Genomic DNA, 12,170 nt, shown 5'->3' on the forward strand with positions numbered 1-12,170 from the left:
ATGAGCAAGGCTGAACCGCGCATCGTCGTTCGTAGGAAAAAGCTGCATCACCAACAAGCGCATGGTGGCAGCTGGAAAATCGCTTACGCCGACTTCATGACAGCCATGATGGCCTTTTTTCTGGTCATGTGGCTGTTGTCGCTCATTCCAGTGCACGAGCTGACGCTGGTGGCTGAATACTTCCGCAAGCCGCTGGTCGAGGCCATCCGCTCGCAGAACGAAAACAAGCCGTTGGGGACAGACGCGGTCATACCAGGGGGCGCGCCCAGCGTCATTCCCAACTTTCAACTGACGCCGCGTACGCCTCGGGATACCGGCGATATTCAGGATATCGAGCGGCTGGAGAACCTCAAAGACAACCTGGAGCAGCTCATTGAGCACGACCCGGTGTTGTCCGAGTATCGCCCGCAGATGTTGCTCGACATGACGCCCGACGGCCTGCGCGTGCAGATTCTGGATCGCGAGAACCGGCCGATGTTTGATACCGGCAGTGCAAGGGTGCAACGTGAAATGCGCGTGGTGTTGCGACAATTGGGCCCAGTACTCAATGCCATGCCCAACTCCATCAGCATTACAGGTCACACCGATGCGACCCGGTACGCGTCTGGTGAACGAGAGTATTCCAACTGGGAGCTCTCGGCCGATCGCGCGAATGCCGCCCGTCGTGAGCTGGTTGCTGGGGGGATGGACGAAACTAAAGTGCGTCGGGTGTTAGGGCTGTCATCTACAGTCAACCTCGTTGCCGATCCTTATGCCGATGCTAACCGGCGCATCAGCATTCTGGTGCTAAATCGTCGCGCTGAGCGGCGTATGGATGAACAAGACGCTTCTTACGCGACACCGCTTGATCTGAACGAGGTGTTGGGCCGCGAAGGTAGCGAAAACCTGGGTGTTGAGCAGCGTACGCTGCCACCGCCCGAAGGCCCGCCAAATATTTTTGGGTTGCCGCCTGGCATGGGGTTGCCAGGGAGCGTACCTCCGGCAGACGAATCCGTGCTCGACGGGGTGCTTGGTATAACAGGTGCGCCTTTTGAAATACCGCTAGTGCCGCGAGTCGAGGGGTCGCAATTGGTGGAAACGGTGGTGCCCGTACCCCAGAGCTCTGCCAGTCCTTGAAACATTGTGCTCATAAAAAAAGTAACATTGGGTAATAATGCCGTAGTCCGGCACATCGCTGGAGGGGCAGCATCATGACACTGAAAGTGTGTAAAGGGATTCGATCATGAGTGCAGGCGTGGACCTGAGTCAGTTTTTCGATACGTTCTTTGACGAAGCCGACGAGTTGCTCACCGATATGGAGCAACTGCTTCTGAATCTGGACGTCGACAACCCCGATATTGATCAGCTGAATGGAATCTTCCGTGCTGCTCATTCCATTAAAGGAGGAGCGGGTACATTCGGCTGCTTCGGCATGTTGGCCGATACGACGCATTTGCTTGAGAACCTGCTCGACTACATCCGGCGTGATGAAATGGTGCTCCGCAAAGACATGATAGACCTCTTTCTTGAGACTAAAGATGTGTTGATGGATCAAGTCGCTGCTTACAGGAATCAGCAAGAGCCCAGCCAAGAGGCTTATGACCGTATTTGCGCACAGTTGCGCGCCTTGGCGGAAGAGCGTCACGGCGGCGGTCAGGCTGCCGCACCCGAACCTGCTGCTGCAGCTCCTGCTCCGGAGCCAACCGTTGCGGCGCCGGAAGCTCAGGCGCCGGCAGCGGCTCCTGCCGTGGCTGCTACGGGGGACACGCCTTTGAAAGTCAAAGTGTCTCGGCTCAAAGAAGCTGACATGCGTTCCCTGGCCACTGAAATGGCTCTGATGGGCGAAGTGTTGCACGAAGAACGCACGAGCGACTCGGTAACATTCTGGCTCAAGACAGCCACCTCGCAAGAAGACATCGCTGCGGTTTGCTGCTTCATCGTCAATGAAGATCAAGTCGAGTTCAGCCGCGAAGCTGCACCCGTTGCTGCACCGGCTCCCGCAGCAGCTCCTGTGGCGGCTTCTGCTCCCGCGGCCCCCGCCGCTTCCGAAGCACCCGCGCCCGCTGCTGAAAAACCAGCTGAAAAACCCAATCCCAAACCGGCCGCCAAGTCTGCTGCGGCATCCATGCCCACGGGTGCCAACACAGGCAGCAGCACGATTCGCGTAGGGGTAGAAAAAGTCGACCAGATCATTAATCTGGTGGGTGAGCTTGTCATCACGCAAGCTATGCTGGTGCAAACCGCATCCACGCTTGATCCGGTGCTTCATGACCGTCTGCTCAACGGCATCGAGCAACTCGATCGCAACGCCCGCGATCTCCAGGAAGCCGTCATGTCCATCCGCATGGTGCCCATGGACTTCGTCTTCAGTCGTTTCCCCCGGGTGGTGCGCGAGGCCGCTGCCAAGATGGGTAAGAATATCCGTCTGGTCACACAGGGTGCAGCAACCGAACTCGATAAAAGCCTTATCGAACGCATTATCGATCCACTTACCCACCTGGTACGCAACAGTATTGACCACGGTGTTGAGTCGCCTGAGCGTCGGCTGGAAGTCGGCAAGAGCGCGGAAGGCACCATCACCATGGCGGCCCAGCATCATGGCGGCCAGATCGTTATCGAGGTACGCGACGACGGTGCCGGCTTGAATCGCGAGAAAATCCTCAAAAAGGCAATGGCGCAAGGCTTTCCCGTCAACGAAAGTACGCCCGACGAAGAAATCTGGCCGCTTATCTTCGCTCCCGGTTTTTCGACGGCGGAACAAGTCACAGAGATTTCCGGTCGAGGCGTTGGTATGGACGTCGTGCGCCGGAACATTCAAGGCATGGGCGGCCACATCCAGATCTTCTCCAAGCCGGGTGAAGGCTCAACGATCCGCATTGTGCTCCCGCTGACGTTGGCAATCCTTGACGGCATGTCAGTGCGGGTGGGCGATGAAGTCTTCATTCTGCCCCTGAGTAACGTGACGGAGTCCATGCAGCCCACCGCTGACCAGATCCATTCGATCTCCGAGTCTGAACGGGTGCTGCAAGTGCGTGGCGACTACCTGCCGTTGGTCGAGCTGCACGAAGTGTTCGATGTCAAGAATGCTGAAAAAGAAATCACCAAGGCGATTGCGGTTATCCTTCAGGTTCAGGATGTCCGCTTTGCCTTGCTCGTAGATCATCTCGTTGGGCAGCACCAGGTGGTTGTCAAGAATCTCGAAGCCAACTACAAGAAAATACCGGGCGTTTCGGCGGCGACGATTCTCGGGGATGGCAGCGTAGCGCTCATCGTTGACGTCTTTGCACTGATGCAGACTTCACAAAACACCCGTACGGCAACTGTATAGACTCTACTCAGAATTTCGGAGACCCTAATGTCCAATCATGTTGACGCGAAGCAAACGTCCGAAACGACCGGCCAGGAATACCTGGTCTTCACGCTTGCTGAACAAGAATATGGCATCGATATCCTCAAAGTGCAGGAAATCCGTGGTTATGATGCACAGACCGTCACCCGCATTGCTAATGTGCCTTCCTTTGTGAAAGGTGTGACGAATCTACGCGGCGTCATCGTGCCCATCGTTGACATGCGTATCAAGTTCAACCTCGAGAATGTTGTATACGACCACCAGACCGTGGTCGTGATTCTCAATCTTAAATCCCGTGTGGTGGGTGTGGTGGTTGATGGGGTGTCCGATGTCCTGATGCTGCAAAAATCTCAACTCAGCGCAGCACCACAGTTTGGCACTACTTTCGCCACCGAATATCTGACAGGCATCGGTACAGTGGGCGACCGCATGCTGATTTTGGTAGATATAGAAAAGCTCATGACCAGCGAGGAAATGGCTCTGGTGGAAGCCGCAGCCATCGTTTAATACCGCAACGAACCGGTTGGCGTCTTTGCCAGTGCCGGTTCAAAGCCGGCTCACGACCAAACATGCAGGGTAGGGAGTTATGCGAAAGACGTCACTGGCATCCAACATGAAAATCCGCACAAGTATCATCCTGGTGCTGGTTTTTTATCTCATTATGCTGATTGCAGGCGCAGCACTTGGCGTGTTGTCGTTACGCCTGGGCAATGTGTCATTAGAGTCCATTGTTCAAAATCAGCGGGCGGGTGCCTCCCTGTCGACGGCAGTTGAAGGCTATCGCAATGTGCAAAGCTCACTGACACGGGCCGTCACGGCTCGGGCCGCCGGTCGTGACAGCGAAGCCGTCACTTTGTTGGGGGAGAGTCGTCAGCACTTCGATTCTGCCATGGCCGCTTTAAAGTCGTTCCAGGAAAACGCCACGCAAACAGAATTGGGGCGTGACATGGGCGGGTTGGTCAGTCAGCGTTTCAACGCCCTGATGAATCGCGGTGTTCAGCCTTTGTTTGGCATGCTGGCGCAAGGCGACGACAGCGGCTACGAGCTTGCCCGCGACGGCGCGGTACGTAACCTTGAGCGGGAGTTTTTCGACTCATGGAATGCCATGCAAAACGCCCAGCAGCTCACCATCGACAGTGCTTATCAGGGTGAAATCGATCAATACAATCTGGTCGTCAAACTGGTGGCGCTGGGCATGCTGGCGTGTTTTTTCATTGCCTTCGTCACCTATGCCTTCCTGAATCGCATGGTATTGCGCCCGCTTCGAGAGGTCGGCGCTCATGCCGACCGCATTGCTAGCGGCGACCTGACTCAACGCATCCACGTAGACACCAATAACGAAATCGGCGTGTTGCTCGAAGCCATGCGGCGCATGCAAGAGAGCTTGACACACATTGTCGGCACCGTGCGGTTGGGCGTTGACGAGATCAACGTTGGGGCGCGAGAAATCTACATGGGTAACACCGATCTTAGCGAGCGTACCGAACATCAGGCCGTGGCTCTGCAAGAAACGGCGGCCAGCATGGAACAATTGGCCGATACCTTGCAACAAAACAACCAGCACGCCACCGAGGCCGACCGTCTGGTAAAGGGTGCCGCCGATGTCGCCCAAAAAGGTGGCTCAGCGGTTACTGCTGTTGTGGGTACCATGGGGGAAATCTCCGACAGTTCGCACAAGATGGCGGAAATTGTCGGTGTGATCGACGGTATTGCATTCCAGACCAATATTCTGGCATTGAATGCCGCCGTTGAAGCAGCCCGCGCAGGGGAACAGGGCAAGGGTTTTGCGGTGGTGGCGGGCGAAGTGCGCTCGCTGGCGCAACGCAGTGCCCAGGCCGCCCGTGAGATCAAGCAACTGATTGAAGAATCGCTGGAAAAAGTGTCGGCGGGAGCGCAGCAGGCAAGCAATGCCGGTGCGATCATGGAAGACGTTGTTCGGTCGGTTAACACCGTGACCACCATTATGGCGGAGATCGCAACGGCCTCGCACGAGCAGTCCGACGGCATTAATCAGGTGAATGCGGCGGTTGCCGATATGGACGGTGTCACGCAGCAGAACGCAGCGCTCGTTCAAGAAGCGGCTGCCGCTGCCGGCTCCTTGCAGGATCAAGCACGTCGGCTGGCAGATCTTGTGGCGGTATTCAAAGTCAATACATCAGAAATTATTGATGTAACTGAAGATTCCGAGCCCCGCTCGTCCGGGCGGACAGTAGGCCATCAAGAGTATGCGCTACCCGGCTTGCATAATGGAGCAGGGGCGTTATTGCGCTCCTGAGAGAATGGAATCCTTTCAGACCACAAGCTCTATTTTTGCTTTGCCTGAGCAGGCAAAGCTGTCGCCTGGTGATTTCAACCAGGCGGCGAAGTTGTTGAAGGATCGCGCGGGCATCGTGCTTGGTGAACACAAGCAGGAAATGGCCGTGCGCACTTTGGCGCGCCGTGCCCATGCCGTTGGCCACAGCACGGTGCACGAGTACCTTGAAGAACTCGCACGGAATTCCTTTTCTCCCGAATGGGAGATGTTTATTAACGCGTTCACGATCAACCATACGGCTTTCTTTCGCGAGCAGCACCATTTCGAGATTCTGGCGCGTTTTGTTCGCACACGGAAAAAACCCATCTCCATCTGGTGCAGTGCGGCCTCCACCGGAGAAGAGCCGTATACCATCGCTATTACGCTGCGCGAATCCTGTCCGCAGCCGGATGTCGGCGTGTCAGTCTGGGCGACCGACATCGATACCAATGCCATTGAACGCGCACGTGAGGGCGTATATCCCAAGGAACGGGTCAAGCCCGTCTCTGAAGAGTATCTGCGTAAGTATTTTCAGCGTGGCACCGGTCGTCGCGCTGGAATGGTGCGAGTCAAGGACAACCTGCGCAGCATAGTAGAGTTTGGTGTTTTTAATTTGTTGCAGAATGACTGGCCCGCCCCCGGAAGTTTTGATGCCATTTTCTGTCGCAATACCATGATTTACTTCGACAAAGATACGCAGACAAAAATCCTGGAGCGCTTCGCGCCGACGCTGAAGCCGGGGGGGTTGCTATTTGTGGGGCACTCCGAGAACTTTACGTATTTGACCGATGTATTCCGCCTGCAAGGCCAGACGGTCTACGTAAAGAAGTAAGCGTCTCATTCAATACGAAGGTGTGATGTTTCTATGACATTGAAAAAAATCCGTGTTCTTTGTGTTGACGACTCTGCGCTGGTGCGCAGCTTGATGGTGGAAATCATCAATGGGCATCCTGACATGGAAGTTGTCGCTACCGCGCCCGACCCTCTCGTTGCTCGCGACCTCATCAAGCAACACAACCCAGACGTCCTGACACTGGACGTTGAAATGCCGCGCATGGACGGCTTGGATTTTCTTGAGCGCCTGATGCGCTTGCGCCCCATGCCCGTTGTGATGGTGTCTTCATTGACAGAACGAGGTTCGGAAATTACCATGTGCGCCCTCGAGCTGGGCGCCGTCGACTTTGTTACCAAACCGAAGTTGGGCCTGCGTGACGGGCTGCTTGAATACAGTAATCTGATCGCCGACAAAATTCGTGCGGCCGCAGCTTCGCGTCCAAAAAAGCTGGTTCCGCAGACCGAACGTCCGCGAATGCTGAGCACGCGTCCGTTCTCCACTACAGAAAAGCTCATCATGATAGGCGCTTCCACCGGCGGTACAGAAGCCATTCGTCAAGTGCTGGAACCGTTGCCGCCTAACAGCCCGGCCATTATGATTACGCAGCACATGCCGGCCGGGTTTACAAAATCTTTCGTTCAACGGCTCGATAATCTTTGCGCTGTCCAGGTGCACGAAGCTGAACATGGTCAGCGCGTGTTGCCGGGTCACGTTTATCTGGCCCCCGGTGGGGTCGCTCATATGAAGCTGGCGCGCTCTGGCGCCAACTATATTGTCGAGCTTGATCCCAGCGAACCTGTGAACCGGCACCGGCCTTCGGTGGACGTTTTGTTTTACTCGGCTGCCGAGGTCGCGGGGCGCAATGCAGTGGGCGTCCTTCTCACCGGCATGGGAAAGGATGGAGCACAAGGCATGCTGGCCATGAAACAGGCCGGCGCAGTAACTTTTGCCCAAGACGAAGCCAGTTGCGTGGTGTTTGGTATGCCGCGCGAGGCCCTGCACATTGGAGCGGCCGACGAAGCCGTTCCTTTGTCCGAGATCAGTGAACGAATTCTTGCCAGTGCTGGCACCAGTAATCAGCGAGTCTAAAATAGCGCGACTGCGGATAATTATTTACCGGAGAGTATCAAGTGGTACAGAAAACCATGAAAATTCTGATTGTTGATGACTTCCCGACCATGCGTCGGATCATCAAGAATCTACTTAAAGACCTTGGCTTTGAGAACGTTGATGAGGCGGAAGACGGCGCAATGGGTCTTGAGAAATTGCGTAACGGCAATTTCGACTTCGTCGTGTCCGACTGGAACATGCCGAATCTTGATGGCCTGGAGATGCTTAAAGCCATTCGTGCCGACCCCAATCTCAGCAGCCTTCCCGTGCTGATGGTCACGGCGGAAGCCAAAAAGGAAAACATCATCGCCGCCGCCCAGGCAGGCGCCAACGGCTATGTGGTAAAGCCCTTTACCGCAGCCACTCTCGAAGAAAAGCTGAATAAAATCTTCGAAAAACTCGGTTCTTGAAGGAGGGGTTCATGGATACTCTGAACACTCCAGGCGACAACAGCATTGATGACAACCTGATACACCGTATTGCCCAACTCACCCGTATGCTGCGCGACAGCATGCGTGAACTGGGGTTGGATCAGGCCGTCAAAGAAGCTGCACACGCAATTCCTGATGCCCGTGACCGTCTTCACTACGTGGCTCGCATGACCGAGCAAGCGGCCAATCGTGTCTTGAACATTGCCGAAAATCTGCAACCTGTTCAAGAAGCGTTGCAGAACCGTGCGGTTGCACTCGATGAACGTTGGCAGGCCTGGTTCGATCACCCGGTCGAGCTCGAAGAGGCGCGCGAGCTGGTCGATGACACGCGTGCCATGATCAAGGAAATCCCCCAGAACGCCAAGCGCACGCAAGATGCCCTGCTTGACATCATCATGGCTCAGGATTTCCAGGATCTCACTGGTCAGGTCATCATGAAAATGCTGCACGTGGTTACCGCCATCGAGACCGAACTGGTTCAGGTGTTGATTGACAGCGTGCCTCAGGAACGCAGAGAAGAAGCACAGTCACTCTTGAATGGTCCGGCCGTCGATCAAACCAAGCCGGACATCGTCACCAGTCAGGACCAAGTCGACGACCTGCTCGACAGCTTGGGCTTTTAAGGAATTTCCGGAGAAAGTCAACGCGTCGTAGGCGGCTTTGGGGGCGGCCTAGCCGCCCGGGAAGTATCCGGGCAAGTCATTTCCACAAAGCGGGGCGCGCGAATAAGCCGCCCGCTGCATTTCTTTTCTGTAGGCTCATACCCTGGTTTATTCCGGTGTATTCGCCAGGCCTGATCTATCGAGAACTGCGCAGCATTCGGGCGCTTGCTCCAGCCTTCGTAAAGGTCGGTATCGATTAGAATCCAGGCTGGATTTCTTCTATCTCGGCTGAAACTGCATGGCAGAGGAAAGCGACCTCGAAAAAACAGAACCTGCCTCGCCGCGGCGGCTAGAAAAGGCGCGCGAAGAAGGGCAGGTAGTGCGTTCGCGTGAGCTGAACACCTTTTTGGTGTTGTCGGCTGGTGTTGGCACGCTCTGGGTAATGGGGGGCTATCTCTTCCACAATCTGCGCGAAGTCATTCAGCAGTCCATGTGGTTCGACCCCAATGTCGGGCGCGATCTCACTGTTATGGTGACTTCAGCAGTGAGTCTGGCTCTCAAGGCCTTCTTAGGCTTGCTGCCTTTATTCGGCGTGCTGGTCATCGTTGCTATTCTGGCGTCTGTGTTGTTGGGGGGCTTGGTATTGTCGGGTAAGGCCCTTCAACCCAAGTTCGAACGCATGAACCCCCTCAAGGGCATCAAACGGATGTTCTCGGCGCAAACACTCGTAGAGCTATTCAAAACCTTAGCTAAGGCGATCGTGATTGCTACGGTAGGTGTGCTGGTCATCACCCATTACCGTGATCAGATGCTGGCTCTCATGCACGCCACGCCTTCTGAAGCCCTGACTTACGGCATGTCTCTGGTGGCCTTATGTTGTGCCCTGATTGTCGCGGCTTTGCTGTTAGTGGTGCTGATCGACGCGCCCTGGCAGATATACAGCCACTTCAAAAAGCTGCGTATGTCGCGCCAGGACGTCAAACAAGAACACAAGGAAAGCGAAGGCGACCCACACGTCAAGGGCCGCATTCGCCAGCAACAGCGTGCTATGGCACGAGGCCGCATGATGAGTGAAGTGCCGCACGCCGACGTGGTGGTGACAAACCCCACGCATTACGCCGTCGCCTTGCGTTACCGAGAAGGTGGGGGTGGGGCGCCAGTCGTCGTGGCCAAGGGTGTAGGTTTAATTGCCGCGCAAATCCGTCAGGTTGCCAGCGACAATAAAGTGCCACTGCTTAGCGCGCCGCCTCTGGCCCGCGCACTCTATCATCACGTCGAGCTTGAGCGGGAAATTCCCGTTGAGCTCTATTCTGCTGTAGCCGAAGTACTTGCGTGGGTGTACCGCCTGCGCGTCTGGGCGCCAGGTCAGGGGATGGAACCCGAACCGCCCTCCACATTGAATATTCCGTCCGGCCTTGATCCCGAAGCGGGCAAGGTAGCGGCACAGGCAACATGAACGATTTTCTAGCCATATTGAAACAAAACGGTGGCCAGTACACCAAGCTGATGGTGGGCCCAGTGTTCATCCTCATGGTTATGGCCATGATGGTGTTGCCGCTGCCACCATTCTTGCTCGACTTGTTCTTCACCTTCAACATTTGTTTGGCGGTGATGATTCTGCTGGTGGCTTTGTTTACCCGCAAGCCGCTTGATTTCGCAGCATTCCCCACCATTTTGTTATTTTCCACTCTGCTGCGGCTGGCCCTGAACGTGGCCTCCACCCGTGTGGTGTTGATGAATGGGCATATGGGCCCGGATGCAGCAGGAAAGGTCATCGAGGCGTTTGGCCACTTCCTGATTGGCGGCAACTTTGCTGTCGGCCTGATCGTTTTCATTATTTTGGTCATCATCAACTTTGTGGTGATCACCAAAGGGGCAGGGCGTATTGCCGAAGTCGGCGCACGCTTCACGCTGGATGCCATGCCGGGCAAACAGATGGCTATTGACGCCGACCTGAACGCGGGCCTCATCGGCGAGGATGAAGCGCGTAGCCGTCGAAAGGATGTGGCCCAGGAAGCTGAATTTTATGGGGCCATGGACGGCGCCAGTAAGTTCGTGCGGGGCGACGCCGTTGCAGGCTTGCTGATCATGGTGATCAACATCATTGGCGGCCTGATTGTTGGCGTGGGGCAACATAGTCTGTCTTTCGGCGATGCAGCCCAGGTTTACACCGTTCTTACCATTGGCGACGGCCTGGTCGCACAGATTCCCGCCCTGATTATTTCTACGGCAGCCGGGGTAGTGGTTTCGCGGGTAGCCAACGATCAGGACGTCAGCCAACAGATGATGGGGGAGCTGTTCTCCAACCCCAACGTACTGTTCATCACCGCCGGCATCATTGGCATGATGGGGCTGATTCCCAATATGCCCCATGTGGCGTTCTTGTCCCTCGCGATCGTGTTGTCGGCTATAGGCTGGAGCATACTGAAGCGGCAACGGCAGCAACTGGCTGCGGCCGCTGTGGAGCCGGCGCAGAAGCAAGCTGCGGTTGAGGCTGCTGCGGCCGAAGCAACTTGGGATGACGTCGAGTTGGTGGACCCCTTAGGGCTGGAAGTTGGCTATCGGCTGATTTCACTGGTCGACCACACCCAGAATGGTGAACTATTGCACCGAATTCGCAGCCTGCGAAAAAAGTTCGCACAGGATGTCGGCTTCTTGCCGCCGGTTGTCCATATCCGCGACAATCTCGAACTCAAGCCAAACGATTACCGCATCTTGCTGTCTGGTGTCGAAGTGGGTCGGGGCACATCCACGCCAGGGCAGTGGCTGGCCATTGACCCGGGCGGCGTCACCATGAAGCTGCCAGGCACGCCGACAACCGACCCGGCTTTCGGCCTGCCCGCCGTGTGGATCGACGTATCCTTGCGTGAACAAGCTCAAATCGCCGGCTACACGGTGGTGGATGCGGGAACCGTTGTCGCCACCCACCTTAACCACATCATGCACCGTCACGGCTCACAACTTTTGGGGCGTCCGGAAGTCCAGCAATTGCTCGATCACGTCGGGCGCGAGGCGCCCAAGCTGGTCGAAGACCTCGTGCCCAAAACGCTGTCACTGGCGGCGTTTCACAAGCTGTTGCGTGGTTTGCTCGAAGAAGAAGTACCAATTCGCGACATGCGCAGCATTATCGAAACGATTACCGAGCACGCGCCCCGTTTGGCTGCACAGAATGCGGCTGGCACCGGGCCCGACCCTGACGAGTTGCTGGCGCTTACCCGCATTGCGTTGGGCCGCGCTATTTGCCAGCAGTGGTTCCCAGGCGATAGCGAAATGAAAGTCATGAGCCTGGAACCGCAACTGGAACGCGTGCTGACCCAGGCTTTGACCACCAGCGGCGCCATCGAGCCGGGCTTGGCGGAGAACCTGCTGCACGAAGTGGATCGCGCTGTTCAACAGCTGGAAGCCGAAGGCGAAGTTGCCGTTCTGGTGGTGCCGCCCATGTTGCGACCCACGTTGGCGCGTTTTCTCAAGAATCATTTCCCGCAAATTGGTATCCTTTCCAGTATGGAAATACCAGATGATCGGATACTGAAAATGGCAGCCGTGATTGGCGGGAGTAGCGCAGCGTGAA

The 12,170-nt window shown here is 56.1% G+C and carries 10 protein-coding genes; all 10 read left to right on the forward strand.

Going from position 1 to position 12,170, the window contains the following annotated elements:
- The gene (gene motB / locus VRY85_RS10120; protein ID WP_414598471.1) at nt 1–1,116 is read left to right on the forward strand and encodes a flagellar motor protein MotB; all 1,116 of its coding nucleotides are present in this window, start codon (nt 1–3) and stop codon (nt 1,114–1,116) included.
- Between the two features lie 106 nt (nt 1,117–1,222).
- Nucleotides 1,223–3,307, forward strand: a complete 2,085-nt coding sequence (cheA, locus tag VRY85_RS10125) for a chemotaxis protein CheA (protein ID WP_414598472.1) — start codon at nt 1,223–1,225, stop codon at nt 3,305–3,307.
- Nucleotides 3,308–3,334: 27 nt separating this feature from the next.
- Nucleotides 3,335–3,835: a chemotaxis protein CheW gene (locus VRY85_RS10130; RefSeq protein WP_414598473.1), complete on the forward strand. Its 501-nt coding sequence runs from the start codon at nt 3,335–3,337 to the stop codon at nt 3,833–3,835.
- Nucleotides 3,836–3,941: 106 nt separating this feature from the next.
- Nucleotides 3,942–5,603 carry a methyl-accepting chemotaxis protein gene (locus VRY85_RS10135; protein ID WP_414598474.1) on the forward strand — a complete coding sequence of 554 codons (1,662 nt, stop codon included), beginning with the start codon at nt 3,942–3,944 and terminating at the stop codon, nt 5,601–5,603.
- Between the two features lie 4 nt (nt 5,604–5,607).
- A complete protein-coding gene (locus tag VRY85_RS10140; RefSeq protein WP_414598475.1) occupies nt 5,608–6,453 on the forward strand; it encodes a CheR family methyltransferase in 846 nt (281 codons plus the stop codon).
- A gap of 39 nt (nt 6,454–6,492) precedes the next feature.
- On the forward strand, nt 6,493–7,545 hold the full coding sequence (locus tag VRY85_RS10145) for a protein-glutamate methylesterase/protein-glutamine glutaminase (RefSeq protein ID WP_414598572.1): 1,053 nt from the start codon (nt 6,493–6,495) through the stop codon (nt 7,543–7,545).
- Nucleotides 7,546–7,586: 41 nt separating this feature from the next.
- Nucleotides 7,587–7,976 (forward strand): chemotaxis response regulator CheY, encoded by a 390-nt coding sequence (gene cheY / locus VRY85_RS10150; protein WP_414598476.1) that lies wholly within the window; start codon nt 7,587–7,589, stop codon nt 7,974–7,976.
- An 11-nt stretch (nt 7,977–7,987) separates the two neighbouring features.
- Complete coding sequence (gene cheZ / locus VRY85_RS10155; protein WP_414598477.1) at nt 7,988–8,620, forward strand: protein phosphatase CheZ; 633 nt, start codon at nt 7,988–7,990, stop codon at nt 8,618–8,620.
- Nucleotides 8,621–8,897: 277 nt separating this feature from the next.
- Nucleotides 8,898–10,055, forward strand: coding sequence for a flagellar biosynthesis protein FlhB (gene flhB / locus VRY85_RS10160; RefSeq protein WP_414598478.1), 1,158 nt, complete (start codon nt 8,898–8,900; stop codon nt 10,053–10,055).
- Nucleotides 10,052–12,169 (forward strand): flagellar biosynthesis protein FlhA, encoded by a 2,118-nt coding sequence (flhA, locus tag VRY85_RS10165; RefSeq protein ID WP_414598479.1) that lies wholly within the window; start codon nt 10,052–10,054, stop codon nt 12,167–12,169. The genes flhB and flhA overlap by 4 nt, the downstream gene beginning before the upstream one ends.
- Nucleotide 12,170 lies beyond the last annotated feature (1 nt).

It is taken from the genome of Achromobacter sp. F4_2707, assembly GCF_047501535.1.
In the GTDB taxonomy this organism is placed as follows: Bacteria; Pseudomonadota; Gammaproteobacteria; order Burkholderiales; family Burkholderiaceae_B; genus Yanghanlia.

What these genes read in the sequence shown, in the direction of transcription:
- motB (WP_414598471.1), top strand. Translation starts at nt 1, where the DNA reads ATGAGCAAGGCTGAACCGCGCATCGTCGTTCGTAGGAAAAAGCTGCAT.
- cheA (WP_414598472.1), top strand. Translation starts at nt 1,223, where the DNA reads ATGAGTGCAGGCGTGGACCTGAGTCAGTTTTTCGATACGTTCTTTGAC.
- VRY85_RS10130 (WP_414598473.1), top strand. Translation starts at nt 3,335, where the DNA reads ATGTCCAATCATGTTGACGCGAAGCAAACGTCCGAAACGACCGGCCAG.
- VRY85_RS10135 (WP_414598474.1), top strand. Translation starts at nt 3,942, where the DNA reads ATGAAAATCCGCACAAGTATCATCCTGGTGCTGGTTTTTTATCTCATT.
- VRY85_RS10140 (WP_414598475.1), top strand. Translation starts at nt 5,608, where the DNA reads ATGGAATCCTTTCAGACCACAAGCTCTATTTTTGCTTTGCCTGAGCAG.
- cheZ (WP_414598477.1), top strand. Translation starts at nt 7,988, where the DNA reads ATGGATACTCTGAACACTCCAGGCGACAACAGCATTGATGACAACCTG.
- flhB (WP_414598478.1), top strand. Translation starts at nt 8,898, where the DNA reads ATGGCAGAGGAAAGCGACCTCGAAAAAACAGAACCTGCCTCGCCGCGG.
- flhA (WP_414598479.1), top strand. Translation starts at nt 10,052, where the DNA reads ATGAACGATTTTCTAGCCATATTGAAACAAAACGGTGGCCAGTACACC.